The organism is Streptomyces umbrinus, from assembly GCF_030817415.1.
GTDB classification, from domain to species: domain Bacteria; phylum Actinomycetota; class Actinomycetes; order Streptomycetales; family Streptomycetaceae; genus Streptomyces; species Streptomyces umbrinus_A.
This window is the reverse complement of sequence record NZ_JAUSZI010000002.1, coordinates 6,519,484-6,534,675: the sequence shown is the minus strand read 5'-3', so window position 1 is coordinate 6,534,675 and position 15,192 is coordinate 6,519,484. Positions and strand designations below refer to the sequence as shown.

At 71.0% G+C, this 15,192-nt stretch carries 14 protein-coding genes; 5 read left to right on the top strand and 9 right to left on the bottom strand.

The annotated features are described in order from the left end of the window. Positions 1–54: 54 nt before the first annotated feature. From QF035_RS28875 to QF035_RS28860, 4 genes are all read right to left on the bottom strand, one after another. The gene (locus tag QF035_RS28875; RefSeq protein WP_307523465.1) at positions 55–1,062 is read right to left on the bottom strand and encodes an SMP-30/gluconolactonase/LRE family protein; all 1,008 of its coding nucleotides are present in this window, start codon (positions 1,060–1,062) and stop codon (positions 55–57) included. Positions 1,063–1,218: 156 nt separating this feature from the next. Further along, the gene (locus QF035_RS28870) at positions 1,219–2,154 is read right to left on the bottom strand and encodes a TIGR03943 family putative permease subunit (protein ID WP_307523464.1); all 936 of its coding nucleotides are present in this window, start codon (positions 2,152–2,154) and stop codon (positions 1,219–1,221) included. Then, positions 2,151–3,161: a permease gene (locus tag QF035_RS28865; protein WP_307523463.1), complete on the bottom strand. Its 1,011-nt coding sequence runs from the start codon at positions 3,159–3,161 to the stop codon at positions 2,151–2,153. Before QF035_RS28865 ends, QF035_RS28870 begins: the two co-directional genes overlap by 4 nt. Before the next feature lie 159 nt (positions 3,162–3,320). After that, on the bottom strand, positions 3,321–3,803 hold the full coding sequence (locus tag QF035_RS28860) for a spore germination protein GerW family protein (protein WP_307523462.1): 483 nt from the start codon (positions 3,801–3,803) through the stop codon (positions 3,321–3,323). Positions 3,804–3,986: 183 nt separating this feature from the next. On the opposite strand from QF035_RS28860, the gene QF035_RS28855 reads away from it, so the two are divergent. Continuing rightward, a complete protein-coding gene (locus QF035_RS28855; RefSeq protein ID WP_307523461.1) occupies positions 3,987–6,122 on the top strand; it encodes a potassium channel family protein in 2,136 nt (711 codons plus the stop codon). Between the two features lie 68 nt (positions 6,123–6,190). Beyond that, positions 6,191–6,559 carry a DUF6191 domain-containing protein gene (locus QF035_RS28850; protein ID WP_307523460.1) on the top strand — a complete coding sequence of 123 codons (369 nt, stop codon included), beginning with the start codon at positions 6,191–6,193 and terminating at the stop codon, positions 6,557–6,559. 9 nt (positions 6,560–6,568) lie between these two features. Here QF035_RS28850 and QF035_RS28845 read toward each other — a convergent pair whose 3' ends face one another. Further along, entirely contained in the window at positions 6,569–6,967 is a 399-nt protein-coding gene (locus QF035_RS28845; RefSeq protein ID WP_307523459.1) for a nuclear transport factor 2 family protein, read from the bottom strand. A 150-nt stretch (positions 6,968–7,117) separates the two neighbouring features. Between QF035_RS28845 and QF035_RS28840 the strand changes: the two genes are divergently transcribed. Beyond that, entirely contained in the window at positions 7,118–8,977 is a 1,860-nt protein-coding gene (locus tag QF035_RS28840; RefSeq protein WP_307523458.1) for a S9 family peptidase, read from the top strand. A gap of 84 nt (positions 8,978–9,061) precedes the next feature. After that, positions 9,062–9,892 (top strand): SURF1 family protein, encoded by an 831-nt coding sequence (locus tag QF035_RS28835; RefSeq protein ID WP_307523457.1) that lies wholly within the window; start codon positions 9,062–9,064, stop codon positions 9,890–9,892. A 265-nt stretch (positions 9,893–10,157) separates the two neighbouring features. Here QF035_RS28835 and QF035_RS28830 read toward each other — a convergent pair whose 3' ends face one another. After that, the gene (locus QF035_RS28830) at positions 10,158–11,210 is read right to left on the bottom strand and encodes a hypothetical protein (RefSeq protein ID WP_307523456.1); all 1,053 of its coding nucleotides are present in this window, start codon (positions 11,208–11,210) and stop codon (positions 10,158–10,160) included. A 2-nt stretch (positions 11,211–11,212) separates the two neighbouring features. On the opposite strand from QF035_RS28830, the gene QF035_RS28825 reads away from it, so the two are divergent. After that, entirely contained in the window at positions 11,213–11,410 is a 198-nt protein-coding gene (locus QF035_RS28825; protein WP_307523455.1) for a hypothetical protein, read from the top strand. A 94-nt stretch (positions 11,411–11,504) separates the two neighbouring features. Here the strand turns inward: QF035_RS28825 and QF035_RS28820 are convergent, their stop codons facing one another. From QF035_RS28820 to QF035_RS28810, 3 genes are all read right to left on the bottom strand, one after another. Continuing rightward, the gene (locus tag QF035_RS28820; protein WP_079053095.1) at positions 11,505–12,173 is read right to left on the bottom strand and encodes a SigE family RNA polymerase sigma factor; all 669 of its coding nucleotides are present in this window, start codon (positions 12,171–12,173) and stop codon (positions 11,505–11,507) included. A gap of 407 nt (positions 12,174–12,580) precedes the next feature. Next, on the bottom strand, positions 12,581–13,675 hold the full coding sequence (locus QF035_RS28815) for an aspartate-semialdehyde dehydrogenase (RefSeq protein ID WP_307523454.1): 1,095 nt from the start codon (positions 13,673–13,675) through the stop codon (positions 12,581–12,583). Then, positions 13,675–14,949, bottom strand: a complete 1,275-nt coding sequence (locus QF035_RS28810) for an aspartate kinase (protein ID WP_189843253.1) — start codon at positions 14,947–14,949, stop codon at positions 13,675–13,677. Before QF035_RS28810 ends, QF035_RS28815 begins: the two co-directional genes overlap by 1 nt. Positions 14,950–15,192: the final 243 nt, after the last annotated feature.

Below are 15,192 nucleotides of genomic sequence, written 5' to 3'. Positions count from 1 at the left end.
GCCCCATCCGTACGCGTACTCGTCCCCGTACGCGTACTCGTCCTGCCCTCCGCGTCAGATCGGGACCGCCACCCCCGTGAACGTCGTCTCCGGTGTCTGGGGGCTGGTGAAGCGGGCGTTGACCAGGTAGAGGCGGTTGGCGAAGCGCGCTGCGGTTGTGGGGACGTCGAAGCGGGGGTCCGTGATCGTGCCGGTGAGGGTGGCTGTCGTGGCCTTGGAGTTGAGGTGGAACACGCTGATGAGGTTCAGGCGGTTCTGGACCACGTACAGCGTGCGGCCTATGCGGTAGAGGCCGTCGCCGTTGACTACGTTGGCCGCCCCGACGAGGGTGATCTTGGTGGCGTGGCCCGTCTTGAGGTTCACGTTGTACAGCTCGCCCGGCGTGCTCTTGACGACGATCAGGGCGTGGCCGTCGGGTGTGCCGACGATGCCGTTCGCGTTGTTGACGTCGGGGAGCTGGACCCAGTCGCCGGTGAGGGGCAGGGTCCGTACGGTTCCGGCTCGGCCTCGCGGTACTCCGTACAGCGCGGCGGCGCGTGAGTCGGTGAACCAGGCGCGGTCGCCGAGGAGCGTGACGTCGTTGATGAAGTGGCCGGTCGGTTCCGTCAGCTGGTGTGTTGCGACCACTTCGCCCGTGCGCGAGTCATGGGTACGGGCCACACCTGTGTTGCCGGCCACGTACAGCAGGCCGTCGTGGTCGAGCTTCAGGCCTACGGCTATCAGGCCGGTGCCGCCCGCGAAGAGGATCCTGCCTTCGCCGGTGCGCAGGTCGGTGCGGTAGAGGGCGCCGTTGGCGCGCGAGCCCATGTACGCGTACGGCTTTCTGCCGATGGCTATGCCCTCGGGGAGGAAGCCGTTGGGGAGCGGGAACTCGGTCGGCCATGTGCCGCCGGCGGTGGTTCCGCTGGTGGTGGCTCCGCCGGTGGTGGTCGCGGTCTTGGTGCCGGTGGCCGCGTTCGCCGTCCCTGCGCCCGTCGCCACCGCGAACGCGGTGAGGGCGGCGCCGCCCAGGAGGGCGCGTCGGGAGGGGTGGGGACGCGGATGCGAGTGACTGCGGGTCATGGTTGCGGGCCTCCGGGAAGAGTGGGGTGAGAGCCTTCAACTCGCCCATCCTGGCCCACACTTGGCCGTCACTCCCCCGTACGTCGGCTATCGACAGAGGATCGACAGGTTCCACCGCGAAGCCGGGGTCGGCGGCGTCGGCGGCCTACGCCCGGATCAGCCGTTCCAGCTCTCGTCGTACGGGTCTCGCGGTGCCTTGACCGGCTTCAGCTCGGTGACGTGGAGAAACGGGATGATGCCGTCGTTCACCGGGTCCTTGGTCTGCTTGGTGGTGTACGTGCCGGTGGCCTCCAGCCAGGTGTCCGGTCGCAGGACGGGAGGGATACGGCCGGTCAGGCCGATCTTCACCGGCTGGGCGTCGGCGGCGCAGCAACTGAGCGCCATCCGGACCAGGTATGGGGTGCCGTCGCGGTCCAGGGCCAGCAGGCCGGCGATCTTGATGTGGCGGTGGTCGAGGGAACGGCCGTTGTCGTACGCCACCCGGCCCGCGTAGTCGACGAGGTTGAGCCGGATCGTGTCGCCTGCGGGGAGGTCCGCGAAGCCCCAGGGCTGCTTCTGCAGGGCCGTGCCGGTGCGCATCGCGCTGTACGAGCCGAGGGCCGGTGGGGCCACGAGGATGAGAGCGAGGAGAGGGAGGACCAGGAGCCAGGAGATACGGGGTTCGCGGTGGGCATGGGCGTCGGCGTCGGCGTCGGTACGGGCGTGGGCGTGGTCATCGAGGTCCGCGACGCGGGGCGGGGCTTCAGCGGCTACGTCTACGGCCCTGCCTGTAGCTGTGTCCGTGCCTGCGGCCGCCTCGTGATGTTGCTCCGGCTCCGGCTCCGGCCCGTCCCCGGCGGACGTCCACGCGACCTGACGCCCGTCCCCGGCGGACGTACCCGCGACCTGACGCCCCTCCCCCGCAGACATACGCGCAGCCTGTCGCTCGTACCAGACCGTCGCGACCGCCGTGGCGATCAGTACGACCCCCGCCGCCACCAGCAGCGGCTGCAACCCGGCCTTGACGTACCGCAGATAGAGGTCGGTGAGGGCGGCGTGCAGGATCGCGCCGCCGGTGAGGAAGAGGACGGCTGCCTGGGCCTGGCGGTTCACAGGAGCACCGCCCCGAGCAGGGCCGAGACCAGGACGGCCAGGGCGAAGGTGGCGGGCGCGAAGCGCAGGGCGAACTCCCGGCCGAACGTGGCCGTCTGCATCGCGAAGAGCTTGAGGTCGATCATCGGGCCGACCACGAGGAACGTCAGCCGGGCCGTGAGCGAGAACTGGGTCAGGGACGCCGCCACGAACGCGTCCGCCTCGGAACATATGGAGAGCAGGACGGCCAGGACCGCCAGGGCGAGGACCGACACCACCGGGTTGTCGGCCGCGAGGCTCAGCCACTCCTCCGGGACCACGGCCTTGAGCGTGGCCGCGGCCATCGCGCCCACGACCAGGAAGCCGCCCGCGTGCATCACGTCGTGCCGTACGGATCCCCAGAACGCCGCGCCCTTGCCGAGGCCGTCGGACGCCGGGCGGGTCGGTGGGCGCAGCCAGTCGGCGCGGCCCAGCCGTTGCCACAGCCAGCCCATCGTGCAGGCCACCAGCAGGCTCGCCACGAAACGGGCCACGACCATCTGAGGTTTCCCGGGGAACGCGACGGCGGTCGCGGTCAGCACGATCGGGTTGATCGCCGGCGCGGACAGCAGGAACGCCAGCGCCGCCGCGGGCGTGACACCCCGGCGCACCAACGCCCCCGCCACCGGCACGGACGCGCACTCGCAGCCCGGCAGCACCGCCCCGGCCATCCCCGCGACCGGCACCGCGAGAGCGGGCCGCCCCGGCAACGCGCGGGCGAAGAACGACGGCGGGACGAACACCGCGATGACCGCCGACAGCAGCACGCCGAGCACGAGGAAGGGCAGCGCCTGCACCATCACCGCGACGAACACGGTCATCCAGCTCTGCATCACCGGCGCGGACAGCGCCCCGCGGATCGGGCCCTGGAGCACGATCCCCACGAGCAGCAGCATGATCAGGACAAGGGGCGAGTTGAACTGCCAGCCCCGCGGTTCGCTCGGCTCGGCGTCCTCAACCCTGGGCGGTGCCGTGTCGGTTGTGGTCACGGGAGAGGTACCTCCGGTAGGGAAGGGCTTCCTGGATGGGTTGCCCTCCACCTTCAGTACGCCCGTTCCGGCACAGCTTCTCATCCCGATGTTCCGGCCGGGTGTGCCCGTGTTCCGGCCAGGGCACGCCCGCCTTCCGGCCGAGGGGCGCCCGAGCCGTCACTTCCTGCGGCGCAGCGCCCTGGTGATCCCGGGAAGCGCACTGCCGAGTGCGACCACCGCCAGCGGGACGAAGACATCGACCCAGGGATCGCGGATCGGGCGGTACGTGGCGAAGCCCTCCTGGATCTCGATGAAGCCGATGGGCTTCGCTCCCACGCCGCCACCTCCGCCACCGCCCTCGCCGGTCTTGGCGGCGCCGGCCTCGCGGCCCACGCCGGCCCCGAAGCCGAACCCGACCTTGGCGACGGGGATGACCGTGACGCCGTCCCTGGTCACGGGTTCGCCGTAGACGGCGGACACCGAGGCACGCCCGCCCAGCTTCTCGGCCAGCCGCTCCAGCAGCACGACAGCCGGGTTGCCCTTGGGTACCTCCGCAAGAACATCCGCGGGGACGCCCTCCGGCGGCTGCGCCGACGTGGCCTCCACCGGCTGCGCGGGCTTCACGGGCTCCTCCGGCTGTACGGGCTCGTCTTGGGGCATCACTCGTCACCATCCTTCTGGCAGTACGGTCTGCGGTCGGTTCGGGCGGCCAGTGTCCCGCGGAACCCCTGCCTCAACTCCCTTGCGGCAGGCCCCTGTGCAACCGTCCGTGTCGGTGAGGCACTCTGTGCTGTTGTGGCGAGCCTTCCTAATCAGAGCGGGTCGGACGATCGCGGTGCGCACATGGTGGTGTGCGGGGACGATGCCCTCGCGCACCGGCTGGCGGCCGAGTTGCGTGGTGTCTACGGCGAACGGGTGACGCTGGTCGTGCCGTCCGCCGAGGGCACCGTACGGCCGCCGGTCGTCGGGCGGGCCCGTGCCTCGGCACTGCTCGACCGCGTGTCGGCGGCGGTGACCCGGGCGACGGCCAACGGCGGCATCGGCGGCGGCGGAAGTGGCAGTGGTAGTGGCAGTGGCAGTGGCAGTGGCAACAGCAGTGGCACCGGCGGGAACGTGGGCGGCGGTGAGGGCGGCGCGGCCGGCCGGACCGCCGTCTCCCTGACCCGTGGAGCCACGTCTCCCCGCGGAACCGCCTCGGCGAATCGGTCCGCCACCTCCGAGGAACCGCGCCCAGCCCGGGTGTTGGAGGCCGCCGTCCTGACCGAGGCCGTGCTCGCCGAAGCCGGTGTCGAGCATGCCGCCGCGCTGGCACTCGTGCATGACGACGACGAGACGAACATCCGTGCCGCGCTGATGGCACGCCGCCTCAACCCCCGTCTGCGCCTGGTCGTCCGGCTCTACAACCGCCGTCTCGGCCAGCACATCGAGGCCCTCCTCGACCAGGCCTCCGCCCTGGCCATGGCGGGCATGGCGGACGGCGGAGAGGGTGCCGGAGCGAACACCGGAGGAGACGGCAGAGGGAACGGCGGTCCATCCCGGCCCGTACACCTCGACGCCTCCACGACCGTGCTCTCCGACGCGGACACCGCCGCGCCCGCGCTGGCGGCGACCGCGGTCGCCGGGACCAGCAAGGTCGTACAGACCGACGGGCTGATGCTCCGGGCCGTGGAACGGCAGCCCCCTGGCCCCGGGGAGGTCGCCGACCCGGGACTGTGCACGCTGGCCCTGCTCTCGGCCACCACCAACGACCCGGCCGGCGCGGACGGTTCGGAGAGCAGTGGTGAGAACGGGCCGCGGCTCCTGCCCGACGAACGCTCCGTGGCCGCCGCGACCGGCCGCGGCACCGTCGTCCTGGAGACGGTGTCGTACTCGGGTCCGCCGCTCCCCGCCGGACGCAGTGTCCTGCCCATCGGCAGGCTGTTCTCCCGGCGGCTGCGCTGGTCGTTCGCGGGCCTGGTGGCCTGTGTGGTGGCGCTCGCCGTCGCGTCCATGGTGACGACGGGCGAACACCCCCTGCGCGCCACCTATCTGACCCTCCTCGATCTCTTCGCCATCAACGACCCCGCGCTCGAAGGACCCCTCGGCCGCCAGATCCTCCAACTCCTCTCCGGTCTCGTCGGGTTGCTGCTGCTCCCCGTGCTCCTCGCCGCCGTGCTGGAGGCGCTCGGTACGTTCCGCGGCGGGACCGCGCTGCGGAAGCCGCCCCGCGGGCTCTCCGATCACGTCGTGCTTCTCGGACTCGGCAAGATCGGTACGCGTGTGCTCGCGCGCCTTCACGAACTCCGCATCCCGGTCGTCTGCGTCGAGGCCGATCCCGAGGCACGCGGGCTCGCGCTGGCGCGCCGGCTGCGCGTGCCCGTCGTCCTCGGCGACGTCACCCAGGAAGGCGTCCTGGAAGCCGCCAAGATCCATCGCGCGCACGCCCTGCTCGCCCTGACCAGCGCGGACACCACCAACCTGGAAGCCTCCCTGTACGCCAGGTCGGTGCGGCCCGATCTGCGCGTCGTGCTGCGGCTGTACGACGACGACTTCGCCACCGCCGTCTACCGCACCCTGCGCGCCACCCACCCGCACGCGCTCACCCGCAGCCGCAGCGTCTCCCATCTGGCCGCGCCCGCCTTCGCCGGAGCGATGATGGGCCGCCAGATCCTGGGGGCGATCCCGGTCGAACGCCGGGTCCTGCTCTTCGCCGCCCTGGACGTCGCCGGGCATCCGCACCTTGAGGGCCGTACGGTCGCCGAGGCGTTCCGCGCGGGAGCGTGGCGGGTGCTCGCCCTGGACAGCGCCTCCCCCGAGGAACGCCGGCCCGACCTGGCCACCGCCCCCACCCCGGGCTCGCCCGAGCGCCCGTCGGGCCTGGTCTGGGACCTGCCTCCCACCTACGTGCTCGGCTCCGAGGACCGCGTCGTCATCGCGGCCACCCGACGAGGCCTCGCCGAACTGCTGGGACGACGCCCCCGGGACCGTACGGGCGCGTAGTCCCGGGACCGTACGGGCGCGTGGTCCCGGGTCTGTCCCCGCGGTGCGGCCCGCCCCACAATGGGCCGATGGAATTCGCCGTGTTCGCCTCCCTCCCCGGGCTGGTCATCCTGCTGACGGTCATCGCGTTCGTCGATCAGTTGATGTTGCGGGCCGGGCGGGCCGGGGTGCTGCCCTGGCGCAACGGGGCGCGGGTCGGACAGGTGTCGGCCACCGGCTTCGAGCAGCTGCACGGCGCGCTGTCACCGGGCAAGCAGAACGAACTCAAGGAGCGGGAGTCCGCCCTCGTGCTCCGGGACGACGAGGAGGACGGCGCGCCCCCGCACCGGACACGCGTCGACCTGGACAGCGGGGTCGCGGTGGTGGTCATAGGCACGCCGGCCCCAGCCCGGAACGACGGAGACGGCTCGCCTCAGGAGCGCTCCACCGGTCAGTAACCCTCCACCTCAGTAACGCTCCACCAAGTGCTCCCGCCCCACCGGAGGTTCGTACGGCTCGGGCCAGAAGTCCGTGATCGTCAGCACGCGGCCCTCCGCGTCACCCGTGAAGAACGAGATCCCGTACATCTCGTCCAGGCCCACCGTGAAGTGGAGCCAGGTGACGACCTGGCCGGGCTCGGCGACTATGCGCTCGATCCGCAGGTGCCAGTCGCCGGGATACTCGCGGTTGAACTCGACATACCTTTCCCGCCCGCTGACGCGCTCGCGCGTCTGGGGAAGGGTGTAGACGACGTCCTCCGCGAGGGTGTCCGCGAAAGCCGTCCAGTTCCTGTCCTCGGCCGCGGCCCAGAAGCTCTCCACTGTTTCGCGCAGATTTGTTGTGCGCGGATCGGTCGATGAGGTCATGGCGCCATAGTGCACCCGGCCACTGACAATCGGCCCTGACCTGCACGGACCCGGACATTGTCCCTGCCGCGGCGAGATCGGTTCGCGGAGTTTTCCACAGGCTGAGGGCCCCGGGAGCGCATTGTCGTCCAGTGCGGGCAGTATGGGGCCATGACTGAGAGCAACGGGTCCGTCCCGCACGAGGGAAGCATGCCGGACTGGGAAAAGCGCTTCCGGGCGCCGCGGGTGTCCTTGCCGGACTGGGCGGAGGACGCGCCGCACCGGTCCTTGTTCGTGTCGAACGCGACAGGGACGTACGAGTTGTACGCGTGGGACCGCGAGACGGGTGACCAGCGCCAGGTCACGGACCGGCCCAACGGGACCACGGACGGCGTGATGTCGCCGGACGGCGAGTGGATCTGGTGGTTCGACGACAAGGACGGCGACGAGTTCGGGATCTGGCGACGGCAGCCGTTCGCCGGGTCCGGCGACAAGGGCGGCAAGGGTGGCGAGGGCGGCGCGCCCGTTTCCGACGAGCCCGCGGCTCCCGGGCTCGACCCCTCCTATCCCGCGGGGCTCGCGCTCGGCAGGGACGGACGGACGGCGATCGTCGGCCGGTCGACCGACGAGGACGGCTCGACGATCTATGTCAGCCGGACCGGCGAGGACCCCGTCGAGGTCTACCGGCACCGCGAGTCGGCGAGTGTCGGCGATCTCTCGCACGACGGATCGCTGATCGCGATCGAGCACACCGAGCACGGTGACGCGATGCACTCGGCGGTGCGGGTGCTGCGGATGGACGGCTCGGCGGTCGCGGAGCTCGACGACACCAAGGGCGGCACGGCCGAGCTCGGCCTGGAGGTGCTCGGCTTCGCCCCGGTCGACGGGGACACCCGGCTGCTCGTCGGACATCAGCGGCGCGGCCGCTGGGAGCCGATGGTGTGGGACGCGGCGTCCGGCGAGGAGACGGACCTGGCGCTGGCCGCCCGCCTGGACGGCGACCTGAGCGCCGAGTGGTATCCGGACGGTTCCGCGCTGCTCGTGGTGAACAGCTTCGAGGCGCGCAGCCAGCTGTGGCGGTACGACCTGGCGACCCGCGGCCTGGAGCAGGTGCCGACGCCGAGGGGCACGGTGTCGGGGGCGACGGCCCGCCCGGACGGCAGCGTGGAGTTCCTGTGGTCGTCGGCCGCCGAGCCGCCGGTGGTCCGCTCGACGTCCGGCGAGGTCGTCCTCGACCCGCCCGGTATGAAGGCCCCGGCGTCGGTGTCCGTCCAGGACGAGTGGGTGACCGGTCCCGGCGGCCGTATCCACGCCCTCGTCCAGCGGCCGGCCGGGGTGACGGGTCCGCTGCCGACCGTCTTCGACATCCACGGCGGCCCGACCTGGCACGACAGCGACTCGTTCGCGGCGGGCCCGGCGGCCTGGGTGGACCACGGGTACATGGTGGTCCGGGTCAACTACCGCGGTTCCACGGGCTACGGACGCGAGTGGACGGACGCGCTCAAGCACCGGGTCGGCCTGATCGAGCTGGAGGACATCGCGGCGGTACGGGAGTGGGCGGTCTCGTCCGGTCTCGCCGACCCGGACCGGCTGATCCTCACCGGCGGCTCCTGGGGCGGCTATCTCACGCTGCTCGGCGTCGGCATGCAGCCCGAGGCGTGGGCGCTCGGCATCGCCGCGGTGCCGGTCGCGGACTACGTCACGGCGTACCACGACGAGATGGAGGCCTTGAAGGCGATGGACCGCACGCTGCTCGGCGGCACACCGGAGGAGGTCCCGGAGCGCTTCGAGGCGTCGTCCCCGCTGACGTACGTCGACGCGGTGAAGGCCCCGGTCTACATCTCCGCCGGGGTCAACGACCCGCGCTGCCCGATCCGTCAGGTCGAGAACTACGTGACCAGACTCGCCGCGCGCGACGCCGTCCACGAGGTGTACCGCTATGACGCGGGGCACGGTTCGCTGGTCGTGGACGAGCGGATCAAGCAGGTCCGTCTGGAGCTGGACTTCGCGGAGCGACACCTGGGCAGGTGAGCCCACCGGGTCCCCTCGCGGGAGGCTCGGCCGTGAGGCACCCCTCGGCCGACCCGCCCGCGAGGGCCCCGTACCTTTGAGGTTGTGTACCGGTTCCTGCTGACGCCCCGCTGGTGGGGGATCAACGTCTTCGTGCTGTTGGCCATCCCCTTCTGCATCTTCATGGGGTCATGGCAGTTGAGCCGGTTCGAAGACCGGGTCCAGGACCACCGTGACGCGGGCGAGCAGGCCACGGCGGCCAAGACGGATCCGGCGAGGCCGCTCGCCGAGCTGCTGCCCGTGGACAAGGAGACGTCCGGCAAGCAGACCACGGCGAAGGGCCGGTACGGGAAGCAGTTGCTCGTGCCGGGCCGGGAGCTGGACGACAAGCGCGGCTTCTACGTTCTGACGTTGCTGCGTACGGACGACGGCAAGGCCCTGCCGGTGGTCCGGGGCTGGCTCCCCGGGGACGCGGACCCCTCGAAGGCCCCGGCCGCTCCGACCGGCGAGGTCACCGTGGCCGGCGCGCTGCAGGCCTCGGAGACACCCGGTTCGAACGGCGTGCCCGCGGCCGGTGGTCTCCCCGCCGGCCAGACCGGCGCGATCAGCTCGGCGGCGCTGGTGAACCTCGTGCCGTACGACGTGTACGACGCCTGGGTCACGCTCGCCAAGGCCGACTCGGGGATGAAGGCGGTGCCCGCGGCGGCTCCGGCGGACACGGGCCTGGACCTGAAGGCGTTCCAGAACCTGGGCTACACCGGCGAGTGGTTCGTCTTCGCGGGCTTCGTGGTCTTCATGTGGTTCCGGCTGATGCGACGCGAGGTGGAGTTCGCACAGGACGCGGAACTGGGCCTCGTCGAAGGCAACGGCGAGGACGCCGCAACCAACACCGCCACCGCCGACAACACGAAGGTGTCGGCCTCTCCCACGGCCTGACCCGAAATCAACCTGCCCCGTCGACCGACCGGACCTCAGGAAGTCCTCAGGGGCGCGGGGAACGACGCAGTCCTTTAGGGGCGCGGGGAACGGCGCAATCTTTTAGGGGCGCGGGGAACGGCGCAATCTTTTAGGGGCGCGGGGAACTGCGCGACCAGCCACAACGCACCCGCACCCGCACCCGCACCCGCACCCGCACCCGCACCCGCACCCGCACCCGCACCCAGCGAACGACCCCAGGACCGCAAGGGCCCCCGGCCGGACCTCAGGACCCGGCCAGCACCCCGGTCCGATAGACCGTCCCGGCGCACGCGTTGGACACGGTCGTCGACACCGTCGGGCCGCCGCCCTCCGCGGAGTAGGAGACGAGGACGCTTCCGTCGGCCGCTCCGTCCTCCTTCATGAGCTGCGAGCTCACGCCGCTGGTGCCCTCGGAGGTCGTACCGCCGCTGTCGCCGGTGGTGCCGGTCGGCGTCGGGTCGGGCGAGGGCTCCCCACCGCCGGTGCTGCCACCGGTGGTCGGACAGGTGCTCGACGGCACCCAGGCGAACTCGACCTCGTAGGCCGAGCCCGGCTGGAGCACCAGCGCGGCGGCGTACGTGGACTGGTCGGGCAGTCCGGCCGCCGCGTCACCCGTCGCGTGCAGGGCCGTGCCGATCGCGGACTGGCTCGCCGCACCCTGGGCGGCCAGGGCGACCGAGCCGTCGCCGGAGACCGTACAGCTGGCGGCGGAGACGTTGGTAACCCGGAAGGAGCCGTAGACCGCGCCACTGGCGTCGGGTGAGCCGGCGCTCCCGACGGCGCTGCCGAGCTGCAGGGACGTACAGGCGGGCACGTTCGCGGCGGAGGCCGACGGCTGGGTGCCGGCGGTGCCGCCGTTGCCCCCCTTGCCCTTGTCGGGCTTGTCCGTCTTGTCGCCCTTGCCCTTGTCGTTGTCCTTGCCCGAGGAGCCGCCGGAGCCGCCCCCCGTACCGGCCTGCTTGCCCTCGTTCGCGCCGCCCTGGGTCTGTGAGGCGTTGGCAGCGATGGACGGGTCGGCGTTGGAGCCGGTGGCGTTCGAGACATGGATGAGGGCCGGGACGGCCGTTCCGATGAAGAGTGCGGCGGCCGCCATGCCGACGACGGCCTGGCGCTTGCGTGCCCGCCTGGCCGGTACCGCGCGCCGCAGATGGTCCAGCGTGCCGTCGGTCGGCTCGATCTCCTCGACGGACTGGTGCAGAAGCCGCCGCAGGGCCAGTTCGTCGGAGCCGAGCGCCCCCAGGGCGAGGCCGTCGGCGCCGAATCCGCCCGAGTCCCTCGACTCCGGGCCCCGCGGCATCCGTGTCCGAGTCCGAGTCCGAGTGGACCGAAGGGGTCGACTGGGCCGAACGGGTCGAGTGGACCGAAGGGTCCGACTGGCCCGCCGCGCCCGAAGGGCTCGACGAGCGCGGCGAAGCACCGGACGGGCGGTCCGCCGAGCGGCCGTCCGTGTCCGAGACACCCGATTCTTCCGGGCCCGAATTCCCCGAGGGGCCGTGATTCACAATTCCGTTCCCAGCGTGCTGGTCGTGCTCGTTGTCGTCGCTGTAACCGCGACCGTATTCATCATGGCGTGCCCGCTCGTCCTTCGCGCTCATGCCGGCGCCTCCATGGCGACACGGAGCGCCGCGATGCCGCGCGAGCCGTAGGCCTTCACCGAACCCAGCGAGATGCCGAGCGTCTCGGCGACCTGCGCCTCGGTCATGTCCGCGAAGTACCGAAGGACGAGGACCTCGCGCTGGCGCCTCTGGAGCCCCTTCATCGCCTTGATCAGGGCGTCGCGCTCCAGCAGGTCGTACGCGCCCTCCTCCGCGCTCGCCATGTCGGGCATCGGCTTGGAGAGGAGCTTGAGACCGAGGATGCGCCGGCGCAGGGCCGAGCGCGAGAGGTTGACGACGGTCTGCCGCAGATAGGCGAGCGTCTTCTCCTGGTCACGCACGCGCTTGCGCGCCGAGTGCACCCGGATGAAGGCCTCCTGGACGACGTCCTCGCAGGAGGCGGTGTCGTCGAGGAGGAGCGCCGCGAGACCGAGGAGCGATCTGTAGTGGGCGCGATAGGTCTCGGTGAGATGGTCGACGGTGGTGCCGGCCGCCAGGGCTTCGTCAGCGCCCTCGCGCTGGTTCGGGATGCGGGTCGGCCGCGCTGCGGGCATGGGGGCGATCACCGGCATGCCGCCGCCGGACGCGCCGGACATGCGGGGTCGGCGGGGCGGGCGCAGGGTCGTGCCCCGCGCCGCCACAGTGAATTCGAGTACCTCAGCCACGCCAGTTGGACACGCGTCCCCCCGTTGGGGTTGTACGCGACAGGCATCACTTTTGCGTCAGGCTGCACGCCAGACAGTGCGTCAAATGCCCTCATACGTAAAAGCTCATCCCCTATGCCCCATGTGAACGTGGCGTCCGGACGCCCCCTGAAGGGCGACCGCAAAGACGCTCCCCGCCCTCCGCGCGGTTGCGGAGAACGGGGAGGAAAATCTTCGAACGCCAGAAGCCTCGGTCGTCGGAAGCCTCGATTCAAGTGGTCCGGACCAATTTCCGACCACGAAAGTCACACAGATTCTACAAAAGATTCAACTTTCGACCAGAAAATTTCCGGCCGGAGCCGCCCACAGCACTGCGACATGGCACAGAGGCACACACGACGGCACAGACAGCGGCAGCCGTGCCCGACTCACGCTCCAGCCAGCTCGGCCGCCACCAGCTCCGCGATCTGGGCCGTGTTCAGCGCGGCCCCCTTGCGCAGATTGTCCCCGCACACGAAGAGCTCCAGCGCCGTCGGATCGTCGAGCGCCCGCCGCACCCGCCCCACCCACGTGGGATCCGTACCCACCACGTCGGCCGGCGTCGGGAACTCCCCCGCCGCCGGATTGTCGAAGAGCACGACGCCGGGTGCCGTGGCGATGATCTCCCGCGCCCGGTCCACCGTCACCTCGCCCTGGAAGCGGGCGTGGACGGTCAGCGAGTGCGTGGTGACGACCGGCACGCGTACGCACGTGACGGCGACGGGCAGGTTCGGCAGTCCGAGGATCTTGCGGGACTCGTCCCGCACCTTCATCTCCTCCGAGGACCAGCCGTCCTCGCGCACGGTCCCGGCCCACGGCACCACGTTGAGCGCCACCGGCTCCGGGAAGGGGCCCGTGTTGTCCCCCACCGCCCTGCGTACGTCGCCGGGGGTCGTCCCCAGCTCCGTACCGGCGACGAGCGACAGCTGCTGGCGCAGGGTGTCGACACCGCGGCGCCCGGCCCCGCTCACCGCCTGGTACGAGGAGACCACCAGCTCGCGCAGGCCGAACTCGGCGTGCAGCGCGCCCAGGGCCACGATCATGGACAGGGTCGTGCAGTTGGGGTTCGCGATGATGCCGCGCGGCCGCACCCGGGCGGCGTGCGGATTGACCTCGGGCACCACCAGCGGCACCTCGGGGTCCATCCGGAAGGCGCCGGAGTTGTCGACGACGATCGCGCCCTTGGACGCGGCCAGCGGCGCCCAGCGCTCGGCGACCTCGTCGGGTACGTCGAACATGGCGACGTCGACCCCGTCGAAGGCCTCCTCCGTCAGGGCCACCACCTCGACCTCCTCGCCACGGACGGCCAGCTTGCGGCCGGCCGAGCGCGGCGAGGCGATGAGGCGGATCTCGCCCCAGATGTCCGCGTGCTGGGACAGGATCTGGAGCATGACGGTGCCGACGGCCCCGGTCGCTCCCACGACCGCGAGCGTCGGCCCTACGGACCCGGGTCGCACGGTCCCGGGTCCCACAGTCCTGGCCATCAGCGGCCGGTGCCTCCGTAGACGACGGCCTCGTCGCTGTCGGAGTCGAGCCCGAAGGCGCTGTGCACGGCGCGCACGGCCTCGTTGACGTCGTCCTGGCGGGTCACCACCGAGATGCGGATCTCGGAGGTCGAGATCAGCTCGATGTTGACGCCCGCGTCGGACAGCGCCTGGAAGAACGAGGCGGTGACGCCCGGGTTGGTCTTCATCCCGGCGCCGACCAGGGAGATCTTGCCGATCTGGTCGTCGTAGCGCAGCGAGTCGAAGCCGATCGCGCCCTTCGCCTTCTCCAGGGCCTCGATGGCCTTGTGGCCCTCGGTCTTGGGGAGGGTGAAGGAGATGTCGGTGAGGCCCGTGGAGGCCGCCGACACGTTCTGCACGATCATGTCGATGTTGATCTGGGCGTCCGCGATGGCGCGGAAGATCACCGCGGCCTCGCCCGGCTTGTCCGGGACGCCGACGACCGTGATCTTGGCTTCGGAGATGTCGTGCGCGACTCCGGAGATGATGGCGTGCTCCACCTGCGCGTCCCCTTGCGGATTCTCGTTGCTGACCCAGGTGCCCGGCAGTCCGGAGAAGGACGAGCGGACGTGGATCGGGATGTTGTAACGGCGTGCGTACTCGACGCAGCGGTGCAGCAGCACCTTCGAGCCGGAGGCGGCGAGCTCCAGCATGTCCTCGGAGGAGATCCAGTCGATCTTCCGGGCCTTCTTCACCACCCGCGGGTCGGCGGTGAACACACCGTCGACGTCCGTGTAGATCTCGCAGACCTCGGCGTCGAGGGCGGCGGCGAGCGCGACGGCGGTCGTGTCGGACCCGCCTCGACCCAGCGTGGTGATGTCCTTCTTGTCCTGGCTCACGCCCTGGAACCCGGCGACGATGGCGATGTTGCCCTCGTCCAGCGCGGTCCTGATGCGGCCGGGCGTGACATCGATGATGCGCGCTTTGTTGTGGACGGAGTCGGTGATCACGCCTGCCTGGCTGCCGGTGAAGCTCTGGGCCTCGTGGCCCAGGTTTTTGATCGCCATGGCCAGCAGGGCCATGGAGATCCGCTCTCCTGCGGTCAGCAGCATGTCGAACTCACGCCCGGCAGGGATCGGGGATACCTGCTCGGCGAGATCGATCAGCTCATCCGTCGTGTCACCCATCGCCGACACCACGACAACGACCTGATGGCCGTTCTTCTTGGCGTCGACGATCCGCTTGGCGACACGCTTGATGCCCTCGGCATCGGCTACGGAGGAGCCTCCGTACTTCTGCACGACAAGGCCCACGTGCGCTCCTCGCTCAGTCCGTCTCGTACCGCACGACTGCGGTCGGCTCAGTCTAACGAGCGGCCGAATTCCACCCCGGCGATATCGCATCGTGAGATGTCCCGCTCACGAGTTGATCACCCGGGTCCGTCCGGCTCCCGGTCGTCCGATCGGTCGGCTTCCGTCGGCCGGCCCTCCGGCCGCTCCAGGACCGCATCTGCCCTGCCCGGGCGCACCTCACTCGGAAAGTGCGCCGCGTCACAC